This is a genomic window from Acidithiobacillus marinus, from assembly GCF_002847505.1.
In the GTDB taxonomy this organism is placed as follows: Bacteria; Pseudomonadota; Gammaproteobacteria; order Acidithiobacillales; family Acidithiobacillaceae; genus Acidithiobacillus; species Acidithiobacillus marinus.
The window spans coordinates 14,589-39,684 of record NZ_MXAV01000056.1; the positions used below are offsets into that span (position 1 = coordinate 14,589).

Genomic DNA, 25,096 nt, shown 5'->3' on the forward strand with positions numbered 1-25,096 from the left:
CCCGGCCTTCATAACAGGGTTCCGCGATGTCCTATGTACAGGGAGACACCATTGTCGCCATTGCCACCCCGCCCGGAGAAGGCGGGGTGGGTATCATCCGCCTTTCCGGTCCCGAGGCCTTGCAGATTGGCCAGAGCCTCTGTGGTCAAATACCCTCCGGCAGCCAGCCCTGGCCAGCCCGACAAGCCCATTTTCGGCGCTTTTACAGTCCGGACGGACTGGTGATAGATCACGGGATTACCCTCTATTTTCCCGCGCCCCGTAGTTACACCGGAGAAGACGTGGTGGAGTTACAGGGACACGGTAGTCCTCTGGCCCTGGCCGCGTTGTTGCAGGCATGTGTAAAACACGGAGCCAGGGCCGCACGCCCCGGCGAATTCACCGAGAGGGCCTTTCTCAACGGGCGCCTGGATCTGGCCCAGGCCGAGGCGGTAGCCGATCTCATCCATGCCCGCAGTGAAGCCCAGGTACGCGCCGCTGCGGCCAGCCTGGAAGGCGTTTTTTCCAATGCCGTAGCGGCCATACATGCCCAATTATTGCAGCTCCTTGCTCTGGTCGAAGCCGGTCTGGACTTCAGCGAGGAAGACCTCGGCGCTGCTCACGATATAGCCATACATGAGGGGCTCATCGCTTTACAGCAGCAATTGCAACAATTGCTGCTGCAAGCCGGGCAGGGCGCCCGCCTCGCCCGGGGCGGGCGGGTGATTATTGCCGGTCGTCCCAATGTGGGCAAATCCAGCCTGATGAATGCTTTGGCTCAACGGGATGCCGCCATAGTCACCCCAGTTCCGGGAACCACCCGGGATCTGCTGCGCGAGGAAATCCTGCTCGACGGGCTGCCCATCGAACTCATCGATACGGCAGGGCTGCGCGACTCTGATGACCTGGTAGAGACCGAAGGTATTGCCCGTGCCCGGCAGATTCTCCACAGTGCCCAGCTGATATTAATGGTCGCTGATGCCCAGACGGGCTGGCAGCAGGACGATCAGATTATTCTCGACGAATTACCCAGTATCCCCAAGCTACTCGTCTGGAACAAGCTGGATCTGGTCGACACCCTCCCCGAAGCGCCTGCCGATGCCAGCGCCTGCGCCATTTCCGCTCTGACAGGGCTGGGGATGGCTGAGCTCAGGGCGCAGATCATGGTGCGGATGGGTATGGACCACAACGTCTGGGCCTTCAGCGCGCGGGAACGCCATGTGGAGGCTCTCGCCCGGGCAGGAGACAAGGTGACAGAAGCCGGATGCCTGCAAAAGGCCGCCGGTCACCCCGAACTGCTGGCACAAAGCCTGCGCGAAGCTGCCCATGCTCTGGCTCAGGTCACCGGTAAAATCGATGTAGAAGACTTGCTCGGAGAGATTTTTTCACGCTTCTGTATTGGCAAGTAAGCCATAAAAAATGGGCCGGATAAGGCGCCGACCCATTTATGAAGGGATATTACTGCAGCATTATTCTACGCTGATTTTGCGTCTTTTGGCGGATTCTGCCTTGGGTAGAACCAGTTCCAGAACACCGTCCTTGTATGCCGCCTTGCTCTGGCTGGCATCCACATCCACAGGTAGTTGTACCGTGCGTGAAAACTCTCCATAACGACGTTCACGATAAATATATTTACCTTCTTCTTCCGTCTTGTTCTCTTCCTTGCTGCCGCTGATGTACACCTGGTTGCCATGCACCTGCACATCGAGCTTTTCCTTATCCATACCAGGAACTTCCGCACGAATCACAATCTCGTTGTCCCGATCCAGAATATCAATGCGGGCAATATGGGCTCTCGCGGCAGCTGTCTGGTTGCCGTTATTTACCTGACGAAAAACGCCGGGCAGTAAAGAGTCAAAAAACTGTTCAACGGGATCTACAGAACGCATTGCCTGGGGGGCCGATTTCACATTTTCATCAACCATGGGTATCTCCTTGTCTCAATCAGGGTGACCTACTCACCATGCCCATTTAATGGGGTCCCCCAAAAAATTTTTCAAGACCCGGCAAATAAATTCCCGATACCTCTTTCAATAAGGATAATCCCAACCTTCCGGCTGGTCCTTGAAACGGCGATGGACCCACCAGTACTGTTCCGGCGCCTTGCGAATGGCACTTTCCAGCACGGTATTCATGGCCGTGGCGTCGGCCACCGCTTCGCCGGCCGGAAAGTTTTCGGGCATCGGCACAAATTCCAGACGAAATCCCTGCCCACGGGGCAGGCGATAGGCAAACAGACCAAATACCGGACTCTGGCGACGCTGAGCCAGACGTCCCAGCAGGGGGGTAGTACAGGCCGGCCGCCCGAAAAATGGTGCATAATCACCTTCCCGGGGATCCACATTTTGGTCTGGCAAAATCCCCACCACCTGTTGACGCTGCAAAGCCTGCAAGAGGGGGCGGATGCCCTCTTCCTTGGCAGTCAAGTCGGCACCGCTGCGCCCCCGGCCTGTCGCCATCAATTGATTCAGCGCTGGATTACGGGTTTCCATGTAGAGCACCGTCACCGGCCAGCGCTGACCAATATATTGCACCGCAGCCTCCCAGGCCCCCAGGTGGGCGGTAAAGAGGATCACTCCGCGCCCCTGGGCCAGAGCCGCATCCACAGCCTCCACCCCGATGACTTCCCGAATCAGGCCCGAAGCGCGGGGTAAGGGCCAGAACCATAAAGGGCCAAGCTCCAGGGCCGCCTGGCCCAGGGCGCGAAAATGCTGACAGAGCAGCGCCTGGCGCTGCGCATCAGATAAATCAGGAAAAGCAATGGCCAGATTGGCGGCAACCACCCGTCGGGGGCGGGACAACAGCCATCGCGCTGCATCGCCCAGCACCGCACCCCACTGCTCCCGCCAAGTGGCGGGCAATAGTGCGGCACCGCGCAACATGCCCACAATTACCCACACTTGCACCCGCTGTCCGAAACTAGCCTTGACTGAATTCCCCACTTGGATTCCTGATCGCTTATACCATCGTCCCCATCATAGCCGCCGGAGGGGCTTTTTGTCTGCCGCCCTTCCCGGCCGACTTTCCCCCGCCTTCGCCCTTCGCTATATTCAGAGCATGAACAGAAGCAGAAACCATGATCTGGTGATTTTGGGGGGGACTTTCGATCCTATCCATTACGGGCATCTACGTGCCGTTGAAGAGGTCCGACAGGCCCTCAAAATTGCCGAAGTCATGCTGATTCCCGCCGGGCATCCGCCCCATCGCAAGAGCCCATGGGCTGCTGCACCGCATCGCCTGGCCATGACCCGCATTGCCGTCGCCCACCACCCCCGTTTTACGGTCAGTGATCGGGAAGTCCATCGAGAGGGGCCATCCTATACGGTGGATACTTTGCGCAGCCTGCGCCAGGAGCGGCCCGATGCCCTGCTGGCCATGGTCATCGGCATGGATGCCTTCTTACGTTTTGATACCTGGCGCGACTGGCAGGAGATTCTCGAGTTGACGCACCTGATCGTCACCGGACGACCCGGCTGGCCTGCGGCAGAACTTCCTGAGGCGCTGCGCCAAACCCTTTATCAGCGGCGTTGCGACGATATTCAGCAACTGCGCCGGCAATCCGCCGGAGCCATTTTTTTTGAGACTATCACCGCTCTGGAGATATCCGCGACCAGCATTCGCAGCCTGCTGGCCAACGGTCAAAGTCCGCGTTTTCTGTTACCCGACGAAGTATTGGATTATATTGAACACGAGGGGCTCTATCAAAGCCCGTAAATCGACATAAAGGACCTTAGCACTTGGCGACAGCAGAAAACCTCCGCGATTTGATCGTGACCGTTCTTGATGAACACAAAGCCTTGGATATCAAAACCATTGACGTCCGCCAACAAACGGATATCACCGACTATCTGATTATTGCCTCCGGTACTTCCGACCGTCATCTCAAGGCACTGGCGGATCACGTCATGGCGCGCATGCGCGAAGAGGGAGTTCGTCCGCTGGGCAAGGAGGGGCTCAGCGTAGGGGACTGGGCCCTGGTGGATCTGGGCGATGTCGTGGTCCATGTCATGCGCCCCGAAGTTCGTGACTTTTACCAATTGGAACGCCTCTGGGGAGAACTTCCGCAATTGCGCGGTCAAAAAGAACGTCACTGAATTCATCATGCGGTTTTGACCATGCGTTTACGGATTCTGGCTATCGGCACCAAAATGCCTGCCTGGGTAGATAGTGGCGTGGCAGAATACACCGCCAGAATGCCGCCGCAGTGTCGGGTAGAGTGGCTGGCCCTGCCCATGGCCAAAAGAGGTAAAAGCGGAGATCCGCTGCGCTGGCGCAAAGAGGAAGGCGAGCGGTTACACCATGCTACACCCGCAGGCTCCGAAATTGTTGCCCTGGAAGTCGGGGGCAGAATGCTCAGTAGTGAAGCTTTGGCACAACGGATGGATGGCTGGTTTCTGGGGGGGCGCGATGTGACTTTCTGGATTGGCGGGCCGGACGGACTGGATCCCGATCTACGCGCCGACTGGCAGTGGTCCCTGTCCCATCTGACCATGGCGCACCCGGTAGTGCGGGTGGTGGTGGCCGAACAGTTATACCGCGCCTGGAGCATTCAGGCTGGATTACCTTATCATCGTGGCGCAGAGGAGTGACGCTGACGTGAAGCAATTATTGTGGAAAAAACCTCTAGTAATCCGGGCGGGGCTGGCCCTGTTTCTGAGTGTCGGGCTGAGCGCCTGTGCACAGATGGTGGAAGTCAGTCCCCAGCAGAGCAGTTCCGACGCCATTGCCGTGCAGGCGGGAAGGGAAAGAATTCTGGCCCTTTCACCGGCAGTCAATGACAGCGAGCTGGTTCCCGCCAAGCGCGCCTTGGCCGCAGCGCAATCTGCCCAGTCCCGGGGCGAATATCTCCTCGCCGAACGCCAAACCCTGCTGGCGAAAGTCCTGCTCGACAATATTCAGGCCCGCCTCAATGCTTCTCCCCAGGATAGCCAGCGCCAGGCACTGCAAGGTCAAATCGCCAATTTGCAAAGCCAGATCGCCTCGACCCATCAGCAAATCGACGCCACCAAGGCCCAAATCGCCAAGGAGTCCCAATAATGCGCGCCCATGCCCTGATTGCCGCCACCCTGCTGATCACCTGGCCGGTGCTGGCCAGCGCCGATCTCGCGACCACCCGGGTATTACAACAATCCTTGCAGCGCCTGCACAATGCCCAGCGCAGCGGTCCGGCCATTCCTCCCGAGACACTGTCTCGCCTGCACGAAACGCTGCAAATGATGACCCGTGATCAAATAGATTCCAGATTATTTCAGGTCGATAAAGCCATATTTGACGCGCGCATGGCGGGGCTGCAGGCACAACGCCAAAGAAGCCACCAGCAGACCAGTCTCCATAAGCTTCAGGAGCAGGTGCAATCCCTGAGCAAACAGCATCAGGCGCTGCAGAGTGAATATGCCCAACTGCGTCAACAGCTGGCCAGCAAAACCATGACGGGTGCTCAAACCCAGCATTTGCAGGCAGAAATCCAACAGCAAAAACAGATGTTACAGGCCGAAGAACAACACTTGGCGAATCTCGCCAAACAACCGCAAAGCACTGTCAGTCCACCACCCAGCAGTTCCGTCAGCAGCAGTAATGCCGCTCTGCCGTCCTATGGTAAGGCCTTGACCGTGTATGCCCAGGTGCGGGCCGCCAGCGATGGGGTCCATGTCAGCATGCCCGCCGACAGCCTATTCGGCAGTGATAACCGTTTGAGTCAGGATGGCGAGCAACGCCTACAGGCTATTTCCCGAATCCTCAAGCAAAGTAACGTTCGGGAAATCCTGGTCCGGGTCGCGCCGCAGCCCCTTGGTGCCAATGTGGCTACCCAGCGTGCGGAAAGTATTTTACGCAGCCTGCGCCGCAATGGCGTGCCGGATCAGTCTCTGGCCCTGGCAACGGGTTCCGGCCTGCCAGCCGGCAGTGCCGAACTGCTCCTGGTGAATACCAGTCCTACTTCGTGAGTCGCCTGATTCTGGCATCTGCCTCGCCGCGTCGTCTGGCGCTACTCCAACAACTGGGCTATGCCCCGGAGGTGCAGATTGCCAATGTGGATGAAACACCCCACGCCGGTGAGGCTCCAGAAGTGTTGGCGCAGCGCCTGGCGCGGAGCAAAGCCCTGGCGGTGGCCACAGCGTACCCCAAAGATCTGGTACTGGCGGCGGACACCGTGATAGCTCTGGGGGAACAGGCCTTTGGCAAAGCCCGGGATGCGGCGGCGGCTTATGCCATGTACGAACAGCTTGGTGGTCGGGAGCATCAGGTATTTACAGCCATTGCCCTGGTACAGGATGGCCAGATTCATTCGCACCTGCAGAGCAGCAGCGTCCAGCTGCGTGCGCTAACCGACCAGGAAATGCAGGCTTACTGGGCCAGTGGAGAACCCGCCGACAAGGCTGGTGCCTATGCCATCCAGGGACTTGGTGCCATCTTCGTGGAAAACCTGCAGGGCTCTTTCAGCGGGGTCATGGGCCTACCCCTTTTTGAAACGGCCCGACTTTTGTCTCGCTGTGGTTTGCCGCCCCCCGCACTGACGCCCGCATGGGCAGGTTCTGTATGAGCGAAGAACTCCTCATTAATGTTACCCCCCAGGAGATCCGCGCTGCTCTGGTAGATAACGGCGTCCTCCAGGAACTGCAGGTGGAACGCAGCGGTCATCGCGGCCTCGTCGGAAACATCTACAAAGGCGTGGTCCGCCGGGTACTACCGGGGATGCAAGCGGCTTTTGTCGACGTCGGACTGGATCGCACGGCTTTTCTGCACGCCGCCGACATTCAGGATGACAGCGAAGAACTGCAGGGTGAAACCGATATCGAAACCCGCCCCGGCCATCATGAAATTCGCAATGTGTGTACGCTGCTGCATGAAGGTCAGGAAGTGCTGGTGCAAGTCATCAAGGATCCCGTCGGCAGCAAGGGGGCTCGCTTGACCACCCGCATCACGCTGCCCGGAAGATATCTGGTGTATATGCCCTTTGTTCCTCGTCTTGGAGTTTCCACCCGCATTGAATCGCCGGAAGAACGCACCCGTCTTAAGGAAGAACTCAAAGCCGTCATCCCTGGAGCTGAGGCGGGAGGCTATATTATCCGAACCCTCTCCGAAGGCGTTGAGCGTCAGGATTTTGCTGGCGACATTGACTTTTTGCGGCGCTTGTGGAGCTCCATCTGCCGGCAACTGGAGAACCATTCGGCACCCTGCCAGATTCATACGGACCTCAACCTCGCCATGCGCATGATGCGGGATGTCATGTCCGACAATATCGAGCGGGTGCGTATCGACTCCCGGGAAACCTATGATGCGGCGTTACATTTTTGCCAGGGTGTCATTCCCGAAGTCGCTGATCGTATAGAACATTACAGCGGGGAAAGACCTCTTTTTGATTTGTACAATGTGGAAGACGAAATCGAAAGAGCCCTGCAAAGTCGGGTCACCCTCAAATCCGGCGCCTATCTGATTATCGACCAGACCGAGGCGTTGACCACCGTGGATGTGAATACCGGCGGTTTTGTCGGGCGGCGCAATCAGGAAGACACCATTTTCAAAACCAATCTGGAAGCGGCCGCCGCCATCGCCCGACAAATGCGCTTGCGCAATATCGGCGGAATGATCATCATTGATTTCATTGACATGGATGATGACGAGCACAAAAGACGGGTGCAGCGGGCCCTGGAAAAAGCCATTCAGAATGATCGCACCCGTTGTAACATCACCCAGATTTCGGCCCTTGGCCTGGTGGAAATGACACGCAAGCGGACCCGCGAAAGCCTTCGCCAAACTCTCTGCGAACCCTGCTCCTACTGCCACGGCCGGGGTTTTCTCAAAACCGCCGAAACCATCTGCTACGAAATTCTGCGGGAAATTGTCCGGGAAAGCCGGGCCTATCCCGCCGAACGCTTCGTCGTCCTCGCTTCACAAATGGTCATGGACAAACTGCTGGACGAAGAAAGCACCAGTCTTGCCGCCCTGGAGGAATTCATCGGCCGCCCCATCAAGGTTCAGGCCGAAGCCACCTACACTCAGGAGCAGTACGACATCATCCTGATGTAAGTCCCTCAGGTTGTGGTGCTGGCCGCTGGCCGCCTCAATCTGCCGGCTGGGTGATGATCTGGGGACGCAGGCGGGCCACGATTTTCGGGCTCAGCACCGCACCCAGAGCGGCGGGCCCCGGAAAGGGGCCGTGAGCCTCACGAAAAGCGACAATGGCGGCCGCCCGTTTTTTACCCACGCCTTTCAAACAGCGCAACTGCTCGGCATTGGCCTGATTGATATTGACCTGGGCCGGACAGTTTTTGCCCTTGGCCCAAGCCAGATGGCTGCTCGACAGCAGCATCAGAACCAGCAAGAGAATGCCGCGCAGCATATTCAGTCCTGTAACGCCCTGCGAATCTGCTCGCCCATGGCGGCCAGGTCCTGCGCCGAAGTGTCCTTGGCATGGGCAAAATTCAGGTCGGGAATGGCATTCATGGGAATCAGATGCACATGGGTGTGGGGCACTTCCAGACCGGCGACCATCACCCCGACCCGCTTGCAGCCCGTAACCTTTTCCAGGGCCGGGACCACCCGCTTAGCAAAGGGGAGCAGCCCTGCCAGGGTGGGATCATCCAGGGTAAATAGATAATCATGCTCTTTTTTGGGGATGACCAGGGTATGTCCGGGGCGTACCGGGCGGATATCCAGAAAGGCCAGATAATGCTCGTCTTCCAGCAGTTTCTGGGCAGGGATTTCTCCCTGGATGATGCGGGTAAAGAGGGTCGTCATTGCTTCTCCTTCAACTCAGCCAGAACCTGTTCCGCCGCATCCAGGGTGGCGGCAATTTCAGCATCACCGTGGGCGGCGGAAACAAAGCCCGCTTCATAGGCGCTGGGGGCCAGATAAACCCCTCGCGCCAGCAGGCCATGAAAAAATTGCGCATAGCGCTGACTATCGGCACGCATCACCGCGTCAAAACTGCGGACCGGCTCGTCACTGAAAAACCAGCCGAACATGGCTGGCACCTGATTGATTTGCATAGGAATCCCAGCTGCCTCGGCGCGCTCGGCAAGGCCCGCGCACAATTTTTGGGTTTGCCGGGCCAGTTGTTCGTGAAATCCGGGAGCGGTCAACAGGCGCAGGGTCTGCAGACCAGCCGCCATGGCCACCGGATTTCCCGACAGGGTTCCCGCCTGATACACCGGACCATTGGGAGCCAGATATTCCATGATGTCGCGGGGCCCTCCTACCGCTCCCACCGGTAATCCGCCTCCGATGATTTTACCGAAAGTCGTCAAATCCGGACGAACCCCATAAAGACTTTGGGCACCCCCCAAAGCCAGCCGGAAACCGGTCATGACTTCATCAAATATCAACACGCATTCGTACTGATCACAGAGCGCTCGCAGCCCCTCCAGAAAACCCGGCTCGGGCGGGACGCAACCCATATTCCCGGCGACGGGCTCGACAATGATGGTGGCTATATCAAAGCCATATTGATGCATCATGGCTTCTACGGCGGAAAGATCATTATAGGGAAGCACCAGGGTATCCTGACTGACCTCACGAGGAATCCCGGCGCTGGAGGGCTGACCCAGGGTCAGCGCACCGGAACCGGCCTTCACCAGCAGGCTATCGCTGTGTCCATGATAGTTTCCTTCAAATTTGATGATTTTATCGCGCCCGGTATAGCCTCGCGCCAAACGGATGGCGGTCATGACCGCTTCGGTACCACTGGAAGTCATACGCACCGACTCCAAGCCGGGAACCAGTGAACAGACCATCTCGGCCATATCCACTTCAATGGCCGTAGGGGCACCAAAACCCAGACCCTTATCGACCTGGGCATGCACTGCAGCGCGAACTTCGGGATGATTGTGTCCGAGAATCATCGGCCCCCAGGAGCCGACATAGTCAATGTAGCGCTTGCCTTCCACGTCCCAAAAATACGCCCCTTCGGCGTGATCCATGAATACCGGATCTCCACCCACACCACGAAAGGCGCGCACCGGAGAATTCACGCCCCCAGGAATACACTGCTGGGCTGCCTGAAACAAATCGTGTGAAGTCTGTGTCATCATTTCTCCTATGATTCCTTTCCTGAATCATCAAACAAGGCTGCAAAGCGCCGGGCTGCCAGCTCTACCGCCCCGGTCTGCTCCGGAGCAAACACTCCGGAGATTACCGCCAGGGCATTCGCACCAGCGGCGATTAGTTGGCTACCATTATCCTCTGTAATGCCGCCGATGGCGACCAAGGGAATATCCAGCTCGGCCCGCGCCTGTTGCAAAACCTGCAGATCCACCGGTGTTGCCTGGGGTTTGCTGGGCGAAGGGAAAAAAGCGCCGAAAGCGACATAATCGGCGCCATCCCGGAGCGCCTGTCGGGCTTTGTCCAGGGAGGCATAGCAGGACACGCCAATGCACAGTTGCGGACCGAAAGTCTGCCGTAAAGCCGCCACAGGGGCATCCTCTGCGCCCACATGCAGAGCGGGCGCCTGCACGGCCCGGGCCAGCTCCGGGTCATCATTGACCACAAACAGAGCATCGTGTTGCGCGCACAAATCCCGAAGCGCGCTGGCCTGCTGGCGTCGCCGCAGTCCATCCCGCAGGGGATCCCCTTTATCCCGATACTGGAGGATACGCGCCCCGCCGCGCAAGGCCGCTTCGGCTTTTTCCAGAAAAACCGGCTCCGGCATCCAATGCGCGTCAGTAATGACATATAAACCGGCGATGGTATGTTTATCCCTGTTCATGGGCATCCTGTGTGGCTTCGCGCTGATAAAAGCGTCGGGGAAAATACTGACCGCGTCCCAGAGGATAGGCCTGACGCAAGGCTGCGTGGGTAAAGTCGAGGGCTTCCTGCACCGCCTGCTGCAGTTCTATCCCCTTGGCCAGCCCTGCAGCAATGGCCGAAGCCAAGGTACATCCCGAACCATGATAATGCTGTGGCAGCCACTGCTGTACATACATCTGCTGCTGGCGCCCGTGATGATACAGGCGGTTTTCCAGTTCCGGCGTATCTCCATGCCCCCCGGTGATCAGCACCCAAGTCGCACCGTGCTGGTTGAGCCACGCAGCAGCGCTTTCCAGATCCGGAACGGCAGCCAGCAACAGCGCCTCCGGTGCGTTGGGGGTGAGGATGGTGATTTTAGGCAGGAGCTCGTGAATCAATGTCTCACGCAATCCCGCCAACGCCAGGGAAGTACCCCCTCCAGCCGCCATGACCGGATCCAACACCACGGGAATATCTGGATACTGCTCCAGCCAATCTGCCAGCGCAGCAGCCATTTGCGCAGATCCCAACATGCCAATTTTGATCACCCGCACCGGGATATCGTCCATAATGGCCTGGGCCTGTTGCAAGCATTCTGCCGGTGGCACCAGACTGAAGCACTGGACATTGACGGAATCCTGCACCGTCAGTGCGGTAATGGCCGTACAGCCATGCACGCCCAAACTGGCAAGGGTCAGCAGATCCGCCTGAATACCGGCACCCGCGCTGGGATCCGAACCACCAATACTGAGAACTACCGGGGGATGCATGGACAACCCGCAAAACCGGCAGGAAAATTGCTTTTATTTGCCACGCAGATCCTATCCTAACGACATACTTCATGGAGGAAAAACACATGCGGCAATTGCCGGAATTGAGTCTATCAGAAAAACTGGTCCATACGGGATTTATTTTCCTGGTGGGGTTGGGCCTTTTGGTCGCAGAAGCCTATGTATACATTACAGTAGGTGGTAAAAATGGGCTAACTGTTCAAGCAGTTGCCCAACACTATTATGGCAATCGCAGTTCCAGTACCTTGCAAAGCGTGTTGCCGCGCATGATGGGTTACGCAGGCATGTCAGCGGCTGATAAACCGAAAATGGTCGCGGCGGTCAATCACTGGATTGCCTCAGGCGAAACAGAAGCCGACTACAACGCGGCTATCAAACCCCTGATTGCTGGAAACTGTCTGAAATGTCATAGCGTAGCCATGAGCAAGGTGCTGCATAATCCGCCTCTGGTGACTTATGGGGACGTTAAAACCGTGGCTAAAGTGGATACGGGCATGAGCCTGAGTACCATGCTGCTAAATGGCATGATCCATCTCACCACCCTCGGCGTTATTTTTTGGATCGCTGGCTGGATTTTCAGCAGGTCACGTTTCCCCAACCGTCTCAAATACACCCTGATCATCCTGCCTTTCATTGCCATGCTGGTAGATTTCAGTGGTTGGTTCCTGACCCACCAGAATCCTGCTTTCGTCTGGCTGGTGCTGATTGGCGGAGCGCTGTCTTGTCCCATTGCCCTGCTGGAGATGTTCTTGAGTTTGATTCAGATGTGGTTGGTGAAACCCCGTCTACAACCAGCCTGAAAAGCCCTGTTCCACCAGCTTTCCTAACCCCCGCAAGGGGGTTTTATAAATTGTACATCCTTTAGATCCTGTGGATAACTTTGTGGATATAAATGTCAGCCACCGGATTTTACTGCCCTGTTTCAGAAACGCAACAGTTTTTATCCTATTTTGAAGTGTTATTTCTTTTTTTATTCATAAAGTTGTGAAGATTACCAAAAGCTTCTTCATAGAAAGTGCGGCTAAGCCAATCATCAACAGTTTGTGGAAAACTTATTCTGCTCTGCATCACAGCCATGACAAGAAGGTGAATTACCGCGCTTTACGCTACGGTCGCAAAGGGCACGCCTGCGACCAGGATCTGATCCAGCATCTGAGGACCAGGATGTCCCTGATCGCCAATGAACGAGCGTGGTGCTAGTTGCGACAAAACATATCGCCAAGATGCTCGACCAGAGCAGAAACGGTTTCCTGTGTATAATCCTTGTCCAGAGTCTCCCGCAGTAATTTACGGGTAGGATCATCCAGTTTTTCCCGGAGTAGCCCGAGGAAATGCGGAGGAGAAACGATAATCAGTTCTTCAAAAACCGCTTCCAAGCGTGATCTTTGCAGATAGTCCACTAGTTCGGCAGCAAAATGTTGCATTTCCGTTTCCTTTGGACTGGTCTTCCACTCGATGCCAGGCCTTGCACCATGACCATAACTTTGCTGAACACGACCCGCGCTGCCCGTAATAAAATCTCCCTCGTGCTTGCGGCTGTCGGGATGCTCCCAGTCCGTAACCAGATTCATGCCCTTTCCACAACCCTCATTCCGAAAAAAACGGGCTGTAGAAGCATTACATACCAATATTCCTGTGTTGCTCATCGTCCATCTCCCTTTAAATTAATACATACACATACTTATTATAGACCAAATAAATATACCAGGGAAATTCACAAAAAGGATCAAAATATTTTCTAGGCGACTTACGTTGGCGAATAATCAAGGCATCACCTTATTATTACTTCACGATTTTCAGGAATTTTATTGTATCCGCCGTAAATATGACGTTCCTCATGATCATTTTACTTTTCTTGCTTTACCAGCAACGCCTGTAAATATGCGATCATAAATGAAATCGGGCAAATGCCGAAGAATCATGCCGACCAGGGCCATTTGCCAAGGAACCACCAACCATGCCTGGCCACGATCGATGGCCCGCCGTATTTTTTGAGCAGCCTTATCGGGATCCATCAACCAGGGCATGGGATAATGATTTTCCGCCGTCATGGGCGTGGCAATATAACCAGGAGAGATGCAAGAAACCTTTGTTCCACGATTTTTCAATTCCAGGCGCAGGCTCTCCAGATATGCAATGACTCCCGCCTTGGATGCCGAGTAGGCCGCAGCCCCAGGTAAACCTCGAAAACCTGCCACACTGGCTATTCCGGCAATGCGACTATCCAGCGTCAAATAAGGGAGAAAAGCCGTACAGGTATTATCCATCCCCAGAAGATTGGTGGTAATAATCTCAGCAAACACCGGACGATCTGCCCGCTCCAAAGCCAAAGTCCCATGACTGATACCCGCGTTGGCAATGACTATCGAGATATTACCAAAAGTTGCTGAAAAATCGCGAGCAATTCCATCGAGGGCCTGGGCATTACAAACATCCACACTGATTGCGCTCACCACTGCTCCTCGGGACCGCGCCTGCTCTGCCGTTACGTCAAGAGGCTTTTGTCGGCGGCCCAGCAGCAAGATCGGTCGACCGGGTTCGGCATATACCAGTGCCAGAGCCCGGCCAATTCCACTCCCCGCTCCAGTGATCACAACAGGACCTGTAATCATAAAAGTTCTTTCCTTGCCAGATCAGAAAGATAACTGTTGCATTTGGAATGCATCATCGTAAAAACGCATATTAAATTATCTCCTCCTGAAAATATTAATAAAAATATAGGTGATTTTCTTGTAAAAAAAATATCACCTTCTATATTTTTTAAAGCATTTTAATGATTAAATAAAAAGTCAACAATCTTTGCAGACGACAGATTCTGGAATACGCAACTATATACTGGCGCAGATCGCGTCACTTGGCTATACTGCTGCAACTGACTGTCGTGTCTAAACATCACGATTTTGCCGCCCAGCACTAGACCAGGTTACGTATGCGCCGTGATTCAATGATACCCGCCCTGCGCGATGGAGATGCCCTCTGGGATGCGCTCTGTGTGCAGTTACAAGAGCAAACCACGCCCCAGCAGTTCAACACCTGGTTAAGGCCTCTACGCGGCGAACTCCATGGAAACGAGTTTCATTTGTTTGCGCCGAATCCTTTTGTCATGCAATGGGTGCGGGAAAGACTTCTAGACCTCCTCGAAGCCGTTCTTGCCGAGCTGGCGCCGGGAATGCTGCTGCGTTTTGATCTGGATACAGCAGCTGCCGCCGTGCTGACAGAGCCACAAAACCCCGCCAGCCCGGCGCAGGTCAGCACCGATCCGCGTAACGGCAATCGCCTCAATCCGGGTTTTTCCTTTCAGTCCTATGTCGAAGGCAAATCCAATCAACTCGCCGTGGCGGCCGCGCGTCAGGTTTCCGAACATCCGGGTAAATCCTATAATCCTTTATACATTTACGGGGGTGTCGGTCTGGGGAAAACCCACCTCATGCAGGCTGTCGGCAATGCGATTCTCCAGCGCAGCAGCGATGCCAAGGTACTGTATGTCAGCGCCGAGGGTTTCATCATGGATATGGTGCGGTCTCTGCAACATAACACCATTAATGAATTCAAGCAGCGCTATCGTAAACTGGATGCTTTACTAATTGATGATATTCAGTTTTTTGCCGGAAAGGATCGCACCCAGGAAGAATTTTTCCATACTTTCAACGCTCTCTTTGACGGTGGCCGGCAGATCATCATCACTTGCGATCGCTACCCCAAGGAAGTGGAGAATCTGGAAGAACGCCTGCAATCCCGTTTTGGCTGGGGACTGACAGTAGCTATCCAGCCCCACGATCTCGAAACCCGCATGGCCATCGTTCTTTGCAAGGCCGAAGAGATCGGCATCCAGCTTCCTGAAGAGGTGGCTTTTTTCATCGCCGAGAAAATTCGCTCCCATGTCCGGGAACTGGAAGGTGCTTTGCGACGCGTGGTCGCGCACGTCAACTTCACCCATAAACCCTATAATCTGGACACCGCCCGGGAAGCACTGCGCGATCTGATCGATGTTCAGAAACGCATGGTCAGTCTGGAAAATATTCAGAAAGTCGTTGCTGAGTATTTTCATATCCGGGGTTCTGACATGCAGTCCAAACGGCGCAGTCGCAATATTGCCCGACCTCGTCAAGTGGCGATGTCACTGACGAAAGAACTGACCAACCACAGTCTCCCGGAAATTGGCGAGGCCTTCGGTGGTCGCGACCATACCACGGTCCTGCACGCCTGCCGTCAGATTGAAAAACTGCGTCACGAAGACTCTCAACTCAATGAAGATTATAACAACTTATTACGGATTCTAGGCGCATGAGTCAGAAAATGATTAACCTGTGGAAAACCCCCGGGATAAGTTCTGAGCTGATCATGTATGAAAATCACGGCCCTTTTTTATCCCCGATCATACCCCTTTATCCACAGCTTCACAGACTCTTTTACATCTGGAAAAATCAGCATATAACAAATAGATATAACGGTTTCCCACAGGCTCTCCGGGCCTTAATAATAATAGCAGTTAAAAAGAAGAAAGCATTTTATTTAATAAAACCAGCAAGGAGTATTTCCTGATGAAACTCACCATGGATCGTGAAGATATCCTGCCGGTACTGGCAAACATGGCTAATATTGCCGACCGTCGCCCAGTGCAGCCCATATTGGCCCACGTACTCATAGAAGCCACTGAGCAACACTGTCGCTTCATCGCCACCGACCAGGAAGTCCAACTAAGTGTCGAAAAGGATCACCCCGTCGATCACCCAGGCAGCTGTGCTGTTCCAGCACGTAAACTTTATGACATCTGCCGGGCCTTACCGGAACATACCCCACTGGAACTGCACAAAGAGGGTGAAAAACTCCTGCTCAAAGCGGTCAAAAGTCGTTTTACACTCCATGTTTTACCGGCTGAACAATTTCCTTATCTCAATATCCATAGCAGTCGTTGCCAAGGAAACTGCGATGCTGCCCAGTTCCGGGAAGCACTGGCAGTCACTGCTAACACCATGGCGCAAAACGATGCCCGCGTTTTTCTGAATGGCGTCCTCCTGGAAATTCAGGAACAGGAAATGCGTCTGGTAGCCACTGACGGACACCGCCTGTCGATGATGTCTTTGCCCTTCGCCAATAGCCTGGAAGGAGATACCTTCCAATGCATTCTACCACGCAAGGCCGTCATGGAATTACTGCGCATTATTCACTCAGGAGATATACAACTCTCTCTTTCGGATACCAGTTTTGTTTTAGATGATGGTTCGCAGCAGTTTGCCTGCAAGTTGATTGACGCCAAATATCCAGATTATCGTCGGGTTATACCCCAGGGACACCCATTTTTCGCCATTCTCGATCGTCAGGGTTTCAAAAGTGCCTTACAGCAAAGCGAAGTACTGGTCAGTGATCGTAATCCAACGACACAGGTTCGTCTGGCCGAAAATCTCATGATTTTGCGAAGTCGCAATGAAGAGCAGGAAGAAGGCGAAATCGAACTGACTATCCAGTATCAGAATGAAGTGATCGATATTGCTTTCAACAGTCGCTATCTCACCGACACCATTCAGATATTCAACCAAGACGAAATTCGGATGCGGGTCAAGGACGGGAACAGTGCCGCTGTTTTCACCCCCATGGATGCCGATAATCCTCTCTATATCCTGATGCCGGTGCGTTTGTAATCCATTCCTCAATTGTATTGAAAACATGACGCTGGAGTCATTACAAATCCGCTCCTTGCGCTGCATTGAGGATCTACAACTTCAAACCCATACCCACTGGAACTGGTTGGTAGGTGCGAATGGTGCCGGGAAAAGTACCGTGCTGGAAGCCCTGCATATTCTCGGTACGGGGCAAACCTGGCGGCATGGACCGCGCAATCTGCTCCGTGATGGGGATAACGAATACCTGCTCAGCGCCCGAATGCCCGATCACTTTCTGGCCCTACGCAGACGTGGCGAAGAGCGAGAAATACGTTATGATGGGGAGTCCATCCACTCGGCCTGGGAGTTGCTGGATATATTGCCACTGCAAAGTCTGCATAGCGAAAACAGCCACTTTGTAGCGGGAAGTGCCGATGATCGCCGACGGATCATGGATTGGGGCATTTATTATGTGGATGCCCATTACGGACAGATTTTCCGGGAATATCGGCGGGCACTGGCACAGCGTAATGCCTGGTTGAAGCATCCGCATGGACAAAATCCCTGGGATATGGCTTTAGCAGAGGCTGGAGAGCGTATTCAGCAACTGCGTCAGGATTATCTGATGCGTATGGCAGAAAATTTGCAAAGGCTTTGGAATGCATGGTCAGGTTCTACAGATACTTTGCAATTACATTTACAAGCCGGCTGGAAAGAGGGATTGACCTTGCGGGAAAGTCTGCTGCGCGATCAGGGATCGGATCGGGAAATGGGCTATACCCATAGTGGTCCCCACCGGGCCAATCTGGTTTTCAGAGTTCGCCAGAAACTGGCACTGGATATTCTTTCCCGCGGGCAGTTGCGGGTAATGGGAATGGCTTTTCGCATGGCCCAGTTATGCTTGATCCAGGAATCCGGTTATCAGTTACCGGTGATATTGATAGATGATTTTGCCGCAGAACTGGATCAATCGGCCAGAATCTGGTGGATGGAACAGTTGAATCAGCTGGGAGTACAGGTTTTTGCAGCGGTTACTGCAACAAATCAAATACCGGTAGGTCAGGCAGGCAAGCAGTTTTATCTGGCCCATGGCCAGCTTGAAAAGGAATGTGACATATGACGGATAAGTACGATTCTTCCAGTATTCAGGTTTTGAAAGGATTGGAAGCAGTACGCAAACGCCCGGGCATGTATATCGGCGATACCGATGATGGTAGTGGTTTGCATCACATGGTTTTTGAGGTGGTAGATAACGCCATAGACGAGTCTCTGGCCGGACATTGCGATACCATTGTGGTGACTATTCATGATGACGAATCCGTCAGTGTCAGTGATAACGGACGCGGTATTCCGGTAGACGTACATGCCGAAGAAGGGCGCTCCGCTGCCGAAGTCATCATGACGATACTGCACGCAGGCGGTAAGTTTGATGATAATTCCTACAAGGTCTCGGGGGGCTTGCACGGGGTGGGCGTTTCCGTGGTCAATGCCCTGTCGAGTTCTCTCCAGTTACGCATCTACCGCGATGGTTTTGTCTGGACCCAGTCCTATGCCGATGGGGCTCCCCTCGCTCCCATTGCCCGGGGTGAAGCTTCCAGCCGACATGGTTCTGTGATTCGTTTCAAACCTTCTCCGGAAGTTTTTGCCGACACCCAGTTCCATTTTGAAATCCTCGCCAAGCGGTTACGCGAACTGGCTTTTTTAAATTCCGGGGTGCACATCACCCTGCTCGACGAAAGGGTCAACCGTGAGGAGATTTTTCATTACGATGGTGGGATTCGCGCCTTTGTGGAGCATCTCAACCGCAGTAAAACCGCTATCCATCCCCATGTCATCTCATTGAGCGGAGAACGGGAAGGTATTGTGGTGGAAGCGGCCTTGCAGTGGAATGAAGGCTACAACGAAACCGTCCTCTGCTACACCAACAACATTCCCCAGAATGATGGAGGTACGCATCTGGCAGGTTTTCGCGCGGCCTTGACCCGGACCCTGAATCAATACATGGAAAGGGAAGGGACCCTGGCCAAAGCCAAGGTTTCCGTCACCGGAGATGATGCCCGGGAAGGATTGACGGCTGTGCTTTCGGTCAAGGTACCGGACCCCAAGTTTTCCTCCCAGACCAAGGATAAACTGGTTTCCAGCGAAGTGAAACCAGTGGTGGAATCCTCCATGGCGGAAGCCCTCACGATTTTTCTGGATGAGCACCCCAAGGAAGCCCAGGCCATCGCCGCAAAGATTGTCGAAGCCGCACGCGCCCGCGAGGCCGCCCGTAAGGCCCGGGAGCTGACCCGGCGCAAGGGCGCTCTGGATATTGCTAATCTTCCCGGCAAACTCGCCGATTGCCAGGAAAAGGACCCGGCACTTTGCGAAATTTATCTGGTGGAAGGTGATTCCGCCGGTGGTTCGGCAAAACAGGGTCGGGATCGTCGTCATCAGGCCATTTTACCGCTCAAGGGAAAAATCCTGAACGTCGAGCGCGCCCGTTTTGACAAAATGCTGTCTTCCGATGAAATCGGTACGCTCATCACGGCGCTGGGCACTGGCATCGGCAAGGAAGATTTTGATCTCGCCAAATTACGCTATCATCGCGTCATCATCATGACGGACGCGGATGTGGATGGCAGTCACATCCGCACCCTGCTGCTGACTTTTTTCTACCGGCAGATGGCCGATCTGGTGGAGCATGGGCATATTTATATTGCCCAACCCCCGCTTTACAAGGTCAAAAAAGGCAAGGACGAACGCTATATCAAGGATGATATGGAACTGGCGGCCTATTTGCGGGAAATGGCCATGCACGGTGCGGAATTTCATCCCGCTGCTGAAACGGAGGCGGTCAGTCCCGAGCAACTCGCGGGCATGATGCGCCAGTACCAGAACATTGAAGCTTTGGTACAGCGTCTGGAAAGACGTTATCCGTCAACCCTCCTCTGGGCATTGGCCACTCTGGCTCCGATCCATGGCGCGTCGGCCAGTGAAGAAGACTGGAAACAGTTTGCCCAGGCGCTGCACGCGGCGCTCAGTGCCACAGCCCTGCCCGCCGAACATTATCTAGTCGAGAAAATCGGTGAGGGAGATGCCTTGCGGCTGGTGATTCGTCGGGAACATCATGGCAGTCAGGAAGTCCGATTTTTTGACCAGGATTTTTTTGCGGGCGGTGAATATCGTCAGCTCGCGGAATATGCCCGCAATATTGAAGGCCAAATGTCCCCGGGCGCGCAGATCAAAAGAGGCGAAAAAATTCGCTCCGTGGAGCGTTTTCGCGAGGCCATGGACTGGCTCCTGGCTGATGCCCGCAAGGGGGTGGAAATACAGCGCTACAAAGGTCTGGGTGAAATGAACCCGGAGCAGCTCTGGGAAACCACTATGAATGCCGAAAACCGCCGACTGGTTCGGGTCGATGTGGAAGATGCCATTGCCGCTGATGAAGTGTTTTCCATGTTGATGGGGGATGCCGTAGAACCGCGGCGGCGTTTTATCGAAGAGAACGCCCGTTTTGTTTCCCGACTGGACATCTAGTCCAGTAACGGTTTTGATCAGGCTGCTACATCCTGATCAAAACGCAGCACGACCGGCCAGTGAATGATTTCCATCTGGCCGTCCATGTGTTCTACCAGCGCCGTACAGCTTTCCACCCAGTCACCATCATTGTAATACAGGATGCCATCAATGGTTTTCTGTTCGGCATGGTGAATGTGGCCGCAAATGACCCCGGCATAACCCCGCCGGGCCGTTTCTTCGGCCAGCAGATGTTCATAGTCATTGATAAATTGTACGGCTTTTTTGACGCGATATTTGATGTAGGCGCTCAGGGACCAGTGGCGACGCAGACCCAGGCGGCGGAACAAGCCTTGCAGCAAGCGATTGAACCAAAGCAGCAGGGTATAACCATGATCGCCCAGATGGATCAGCCAGGTGGCATAGCGCATGGCCGCATCAAACTGATCACCATGAATGACCCAGAGCTTTTTCCCGTCGGCCGTTTCATGGACGGTTTCACGGAGAATGGCTATGTCGCCCAGGGAAATAATCTCATCCTGGCGCTGGACATAATCGGAGAGCAGTTCATAGACGGGATCATGGTTACCCCGAATATATCGGACACTGACCCCGGAACGGGCGAGACGCAGAATTTTCTGTACCACCGTGTTGTGGCTGCGCGGCCAGTACCAGCGAATCTTGAGGCGCCATAAATCAATGATGTCGCCCACCAGATATAATTGCTCACAGGAATTATGGCGCAGAAAGTCCAGCAGACTTTCTGCCTGACAGCCTCGGGTACCGAGGTGAACATCGGACAGGAAAATACTGCGGTATTGAGGCATAAAATCATCCTGAAAACGTGACATGGGTCTATAATGCCAGCAAAATGTGACAGTTTGATGAAAGTGGGCCACCTATTTGGGCCTGCGCGAATGGGAGAATAGGGTGCTGAATCTAGTAGGTTTTGAATATAAAGAACTTTTTACAGATGCGGGGATTGCCCGCCTCGATCAGGTGTTTCTGCAGAATCTCAAGGCTTCTGACCCGGAGCTGGCCGATGCGCTGTGCACCTACCGTGCCCAGGGTGTGCTCCCGGCCAGCAAGGAACAAAGCGAATTCCTGCTGCAGCTCGCCCCCCATCTGGAAAAGTTCATTGCCGGCCTGTTCAGCCTGGAGAAAGAAGTCTCCGAATTGCAGGCGCAAACCCGCAGCCATGATGTGGTCATGGATTTCAAAAAACATTTTGTGCTGCGCCGCGCCCGTCGCTATCGGGGCGAATTTCCCGAAACCTTTGCCGATCTGGATCAGTGGCTGGATAGTCAGATTCGCCAACGGGCCTGGCCCGAGGAAGACCGGGAATGGGCGATTTCCCGACTCGGCGAACAATGGCTCCAGGATGAAAGCGTCCATGCCGAGGACATACAGCGCCTGACCCAATGGTGTGCCCTGATTTTGCAGAATCCCCAGGCAGCCTTGGCGGTGACGGGCTGGTCGAGTTTCAGGCTGCCGCAACGGGTGGACCATGAAGCCCTCGTGCCCCTGAAAAAACTGGATCAGGTACCGGGAGCTCCCTACGTGGCGCCGGATGGTACCCTGCGTCGCCGCGACAGCTTCCATCTGACGGATTTACGCATGGACTCGCGCAGTGTCCAGAGTGAAGTCCATTATTGTCTGTATTGCCACGATCATGATGGTGATTTCTGTTCCCGGGGTTTTCCTGAGAAAAAGGGCGTCCCGGAACTGGGTCTGAAGGTCGATCCCCTGGGCGTGACGCTGACGGGCTGCCCTCTCGAAGAAAAAATCTCGGAAATGCAGATACTCAAGCGCGATGGCCTGAACCTCGCTGCACTGGCCATGGCCATGGTGGACAACCCCATGGTTCCGGCCACCGGCCACCGGATTTGTAATGACTGCATGAAAGCCTGTGTGTATCAGAAGCAGGATCCCGTCAATATTCCCCAGATTGAAACCCGGATTCTTACGGATGTTCTGAATTTGCCCTGGGGCATTGAGATTTATGATTTGCTGACCCGCTGGAATCCTCTGCGGGCCGTACAATTTGCTGCACAACCTTACAATGGCCGCAAGGTGCTGGTGGCGGGCATGGGCCCGGCGGGCTTCACCATGGCCCATCATCTGCTTCAGGAAGGCTGCGCCGTGGTGGGTATTGACGGCCTGAAAATCGAACCCCTCCCCGAGGCCTGGCTGAGCGCACCCATTCGTGACTGGAACACCTTGCAGGAAGATCTGGATGACCGGATTTTGCTGGGTTTTGGCGGTGTAGCCGAATATGGCATCACGGTGCGCTGGGACAAGAACTTTCTCAAACTCATTTATCTGACCTTGGCGCGGCGTCCTGGCTTTCAGATCTTCGGTGGCGTGCGTCTGGGCGGTACCATCACCCTGGAAGATGCCTGGTCGCTGGGTTTTGATCATGTGTGTATTGCCACTGGTGCGGGTTTGCCCAGGGTGGTGCCCATGGGAGAAAGTCTGGCGCGGGGCATGCGTCAGGCCAGCGATTTCCTCATGGCTCTGCAACTGACCGGTGCCGGAAAAAAGAGCAGCCTCGCCAATTTGCAGGTGCGTCTGCCCGCCGTGGTCATTGGCGGTGGACTCACCGCAGTGGATACGGCCACCGAAGTGCAGGCCTATTACATCCGTCAGGTGGAAAAAGTCCTGGACCGCTATGAACAGATGTGCCAGCGCCTGGGCGAAGAGAAAATGCGCGCCGGACTTTCTGCCGAGGATACGGAAATTATGGAAGAGTTTCTCGCCCACGGGCGTTTGGTCCGTGAAGAACGGACGCGGGCCCAGACAGCCGGAGAAGCTCCGGATTTTGTGCCGCTGATTCAGTCCTGGGGTGGGGTCACCCTGGCCTATCGCAAGGGTATGCGCCAGTCTCCGGCCTATACCCGCAATCATGAAGAACTGATCAAGGCCATGGAAGAAGGGCTGTACTACGCCGAAGGTCTGGACCCATTGCGGGCGGAACTGGATGGCTATGGGCACATTGCCCAGATGGTTTTCCGGCAGATGCGCGAGGCCGAAGGCCGTTGGTTGAGCAGTGATCAGGAAGTCCGCTTGTCCGCCCGGGCCGTGTTCATTGCGGCAGGGACTGTCCCCAACACCATTTACGAAAGGGAATATCCCGGCACTTTGCAACTGGACGGCGATCACTTCCAGACCCATGTGGCCCACGGCAAGAGTGCCCTGCAAGCGGTGCAGGTGGCCGAACACTGCAAAGCACCAGAATCCGGACCATTTACGTCCTATACCGATGCGCAATCCCATCGGGTCAGCTTTATCGGCGATACCCACCCGGTATTTCATGGCAGTGTCGTCAAGGCTATTGCTTCCGCCAAGGCTAGTTATCCCCAGGTCATGCAAAGCCTGGCCGTCCTTGCTCCGAAGGGTGCAGAAGGACTGGACGCCTTTCAGGAATCCCTCCGGGATCTTCTGAGCATGCGGGTACTGCGCGTGGACCGCAGTAATCCGGCGGTGACGGAAATGTGGATCAAGGCACCCCTGGCCGCACGCAATTTCCGTCCGGGTCAGTTTTTCCGCCTGCAGACTTTTGAGACGCATAGCCCGGTGCTCCAGGGCACCCGTTTGCAGATACCCGTCTTGACGGTCAGTGGCGCCGGCGTGGAGGGTGATGCCATTCGCCTGATGGTCTTGCAGTGGGGGACGGGTCCGCGTTTGGTGGGCAGTCTGGAGCCGGGAGATCCTCTGATTTTGATGGGCCCCACCGGCGCCCCCACCGATATTCCCCAGGATAAAACCATTCTGGTGGTGGCGGGACGCTGGGGTGCTGCGGTCATGCTGGATATCGGTCCCGCGCTGCGTGCTGCGGGTAATCGGGTTCTGTATGTCGCCGCCCTGGGAAAGGCCAGCGAACTGGATAATCAGGCAGAACTGGAAGAGGCGGCCGATCAGATTATCTGGTGTACGGGTAGCGGTCCTCTCATCGAGAGCCATCGCCCCCAGGACCTGAGCGTGGAAGCCAGTGATATGGTCGAGTTATTACGGGCTTACGGTGCCGGTGAACTACCTGGTCAACAGGCGTTAACATTCGGGCTTTCACTCGCGCAGGTGGATCGCCTGATGGTCATGGGCTCCACCGGTTTGCTGAAGGGTTTCCAGCAAGCACTGAAGGGAACTCTGGGTCATTTCTTCCGCGCAGACCTGGAAGCGGTAGCCACGGTAGGCAGCCCCATGCAGTGTATGCTTAAAGGCGTCTGCGCCCAATGTTTGCAGTGGCAAATTGATCCGGAAACCGGCAAACGCACCAAAGCGGTATTTTCCTGCGCCGGCCAGGACCAACCCTTAGCCTGGGTGGATCTGGATAATCTTACCGCCAGACAAAGTCAGAATCGCTTGCTGGAACGGATTTCGAGCCAGTGGCTGGATCATTTGCGCGCATAGGAAGTATGGCGTTCAAATTTTGTTGCGCTGATATTGCAATTTATCCAGCCTGTGTGTAAGCGCAGGCTGGAAATATAGTTTAATGTGACTTTTTTC

General features: G+C 55.0%; 24 protein-coding genes. 14 read left to right on the top strand and 10 right to left on the bottom strand.

Annotation, left to right across the window (positions count from 1 at the left end; all coding sequences use genetic code 11):
- The first annotated feature begins 26 nt into the window (after positions 1-26).
- Entirely contained in the window at positions 27-1,388 is a 1,362-nt protein-coding gene (mnmE, locus tag B1757_RS14240) for a tRNA uridine-5-carboxymethylaminomethyl(34) synthesis GTPase MnmE (protein WP_101538953.1), read from the top strand.
- A 60-nt stretch (positions 1,389-1,448) separates the two neighbouring features.
- Here the strand turns inward: mnmE and B1757_RS14245 are convergent, their stop codons facing one another.
- On the bottom strand, positions 1,449-1,904 hold the full coding sequence (locus B1757_RS14245; RefSeq protein ID WP_101538954.1) for an Hsp20/alpha crystallin family protein: 456 nt from the start codon (positions 1,902-1,904) through the stop codon (positions 1,449-1,451).
- 105 nt (positions 1,905-2,009) lie between these two features.
- The gene (locus tag B1757_RS14250; protein ID WP_253253879.1) at positions 2,010-2,921 is read right to left on the bottom strand and encodes a lysophospholipid acyltransferase family protein; all 912 of its coding nucleotides are present in this window, start codon (positions 2,919-2,921) and stop codon (positions 2,010-2,012) included.
- 115 nt (positions 2,922-3,036) lie between these two features.
- Here B1757_RS14250 and nadD point away from each other — a divergent pair, with 115 nt between their 5' ends.
- From nadD to rng, 7 genes are read left to right on the top strand one after another with little or no spacing between them, the layout of a single operon-like run.
- Positions 3,037-3,693, top strand: a complete 657-nt coding sequence (gene nadD, locus B1757_RS14255; RefSeq protein WP_101539031.1) for a nicotinate-nucleotide adenylyltransferase — start codon at positions 3,037-3,039, stop codon at positions 3,691-3,693.
- A 23-nt stretch (positions 3,694-3,716) separates the two neighbouring features.
- On the top strand, positions 3,717-4,073 hold the full coding sequence (gene rsfS / locus B1757_RS14260; RefSeq protein WP_101538955.1) for a ribosome silencing factor: 357 nt from the start codon (positions 3,717-3,719) through the stop codon (positions 4,071-4,073).
- 21 nt (positions 4,074-4,094) lie between these two features.
- Positions 4,095-4,568 carry a 23S rRNA (pseudouridine(1915)-N(3))-methyltransferase RlmH gene (gene rlmH / locus B1757_RS14265; RefSeq protein ID WP_101538956.1) on the top strand — a complete coding sequence of 158 codons (474 nt, stop codon included), beginning with the start codon at positions 4,095-4,097 and terminating at the stop codon, positions 4,566-4,568.
- 7 nt (positions 4,569-4,575) lie between these two features.
- Positions 4,576-5,016 (top strand): hypothetical protein, encoded by a 441-nt coding sequence (locus tag B1757_RS14270; RefSeq protein WP_253253880.1) that lies wholly within the window; start codon positions 4,576-4,578, stop codon positions 5,014-5,016.
- Positions 5,016-5,921 (top strand): hypothetical protein, encoded by a 906-nt coding sequence (locus B1757_RS14275; protein WP_101538957.1) that lies wholly within the window; start codon positions 5,016-5,018, stop codon positions 5,919-5,921. The genes B1757_RS14270 and B1757_RS14275 overlap by 1 nt, the downstream gene beginning before the upstream one ends.
- A complete protein-coding gene (locus B1757_RS14280) occupies positions 5,918-6,517 on the top strand; it encodes a Maf family protein (RefSeq protein ID WP_101538958.1) in 600 nt (199 codons plus the stop codon). The genes B1757_RS14275 and B1757_RS14280 overlap by 4 nt, the downstream gene beginning before the upstream one ends.
- Positions 6,514-8,004 carry a ribonuclease G gene (rng, locus tag B1757_RS14285; RefSeq protein WP_101538959.1) on the top strand — a complete coding sequence of 497 codons (1,491 nt, stop codon included), beginning with the start codon at positions 6,514-6,516 and terminating at the stop codon, positions 8,002-8,004. The genes B1757_RS14280 and rng overlap by 4 nt, the downstream gene beginning before the upstream one ends.
- 34 nt (positions 8,005-8,038) lie before the next feature.
- Here the strand turns inward: rng and B1757_RS14290 are convergent, their stop codons facing one another.
- Genes B1757_RS14290 through thiD form a run of 5 tightly spaced genes read right to left on the bottom strand, consistent with a single transcriptional unit; the run spans position 8,039 to position 11,471 of the window.
- Complete coding sequence (locus B1757_RS14290) at positions 8,039-8,317, bottom strand: ComEA family DNA-binding protein (RefSeq protein WP_101538960.1); 279 nt, start codon at positions 8,315-8,317, stop codon at positions 8,039-8,041.
- A 2-nt stretch (positions 8,318-8,319) separates the two neighbouring features.
- Complete coding sequence (locus tag B1757_RS14295; protein WP_101538961.1) at positions 8,320-8,715, bottom strand: HIT family protein; 396 nt, start codon at positions 8,713-8,715, stop codon at positions 8,320-8,322.
- The gene (gene hemL, locus B1757_RS14300) at positions 8,712-10,004 is read right to left on the bottom strand and encodes a glutamate-1-semialdehyde 2,1-aminomutase (RefSeq protein WP_101538962.1); all 1,293 of its coding nucleotides are present in this window, start codon (positions 10,002-10,004) and stop codon (positions 8,712-8,714) included. The genes B1757_RS14295 and hemL overlap by 4 nt, the downstream gene beginning before the upstream one ends.
- 8 nt (positions 10,005-10,012) lie before the next feature.
- Positions 10,013-10,681 (bottom strand): thiamine phosphate synthase, encoded by a 669-nt coding sequence (gene thiE / locus B1757_RS14305; protein WP_101538963.1) that lies wholly within the window; start codon positions 10,679-10,681, stop codon positions 10,013-10,015.
- Positions 10,668-11,471 (bottom strand): bifunctional hydroxymethylpyrimidine kinase/phosphomethylpyrimidine kinase, encoded by an 804-nt coding sequence (gene thiD, locus B1757_RS14310; RefSeq protein WP_101538964.1) that lies wholly within the window; start codon positions 11,469-11,471, stop codon positions 10,668-10,670. Before thiD ends, thiE begins: the two co-directional genes overlap by 14 nt.
- Positions 11,472-11,542: 71 nt before the next feature.
- On the opposite strand from thiD, the gene B1757_RS14315 reads away from it, so the two are divergent.
- On the top strand, positions 11,543-12,292 hold the full coding sequence (locus B1757_RS14315) for an Aq_1264-related membrane protein (protein WP_253253881.1): 750 nt from the start codon (positions 11,543-11,545) through the stop codon (positions 12,290-12,292).
- A gap of 396 nt (positions 12,293-12,688) precedes the next feature.
- Here the strand turns inward: B1757_RS14315 and B1757_RS14320 are convergent, their stop codons facing one another.
- Together B1757_RS14320 and B1757_RS14325 are read right to left on the bottom strand one after the other, a co-directional pair.
- The gene (locus tag B1757_RS14320; protein WP_101538966.1) at positions 12,689-13,138 is read right to left on the bottom strand and encodes a host attachment protein; all 450 of its coding nucleotides are present in this window, start codon (positions 13,136-13,138) and stop codon (positions 12,689-12,691) included.
- Between the two features lie 195 nt (positions 13,139-13,333).
- Positions 13,334-14,104 carry an SDR family oxidoreductase gene (locus B1757_RS14325; protein ID WP_172437741.1) on the bottom strand — a complete coding sequence of 257 codons (771 nt, stop codon included), beginning with the start codon at positions 14,102-14,104 and terminating at the stop codon, positions 13,334-13,336.
- A gap of 317 nt (positions 14,105-14,421) precedes the next feature.
- Between B1757_RS14325 and dnaA the strand changes: the two genes are divergently transcribed.
- From dnaA to gyrB, 4 genes are all read left to right on the top strand, one after another.
- The gene (gene dnaA / locus B1757_RS14330) at positions 14,422-15,780 is read left to right on the top strand and encodes a chromosomal replication initiator protein DnaA (RefSeq protein ID WP_101538967.1); all 1,359 of its coding nucleotides are present in this window, start codon (positions 14,422-14,424) and stop codon (positions 15,778-15,780) included.
- A gap of 253 nt (positions 15,781-16,033) precedes the next feature.
- Positions 16,034-17,131: a DNA polymerase III subunit beta gene (dnaN, locus tag B1757_RS14340; protein WP_101538969.1), complete on the top strand. Its 1,098-nt coding sequence runs from the start codon at positions 16,034-16,036 to the stop codon at positions 17,129-17,131.
- Positions 17,132-17,156: 25 nt separating this feature from the next.
- Positions 17,157-18,212, top strand: coding sequence for a DNA replication/repair protein RecF (recF, locus tag B1757_RS14345; protein ID WP_101538970.1), 1,056 nt, complete (start codon positions 17,157-17,159; stop codon positions 18,210-18,212).
- Positions 18,209-20,611 carry a DNA topoisomerase (ATP-hydrolyzing) subunit B gene (gene gyrB, locus B1757_RS14350; RefSeq protein ID WP_101538971.1) on the top strand — a complete coding sequence of 801 codons (2,403 nt, stop codon included), beginning with the start codon at positions 18,209-18,211 and terminating at the stop codon, positions 20,609-20,611. The genes recF and gyrB overlap by 4 nt, the downstream gene beginning before the upstream one ends.
- A gap of 17 nt (positions 20,612-20,628) precedes the next feature.
- Here gyrB and B1757_RS14355 read toward each other — a convergent pair whose 3' ends face one another.
- A complete protein-coding gene (locus B1757_RS14355) occupies positions 20,629-21,417 on the bottom strand; it encodes a UDP-2,3-diacylglucosamine diphosphatase (protein ID WP_253253882.1) in 789 nt (262 codons plus the stop codon).
- A gap of 103 nt (positions 21,418-21,520) precedes the next feature.
- On the opposite strand from B1757_RS14355, the gene B1757_RS14360 reads away from it, so the two are divergent.
- Positions 21,521-25,000 (top strand): FAD-dependent oxidoreductase, encoded by a 3,480-nt coding sequence (locus tag B1757_RS14360; protein ID WP_101538973.1) that lies wholly within the window; start codon positions 21,521-21,523, stop codon positions 24,998-25,000.
- The last annotated feature ends 96 nt before the right edge of the window (positions 25,001-25,096 follow it).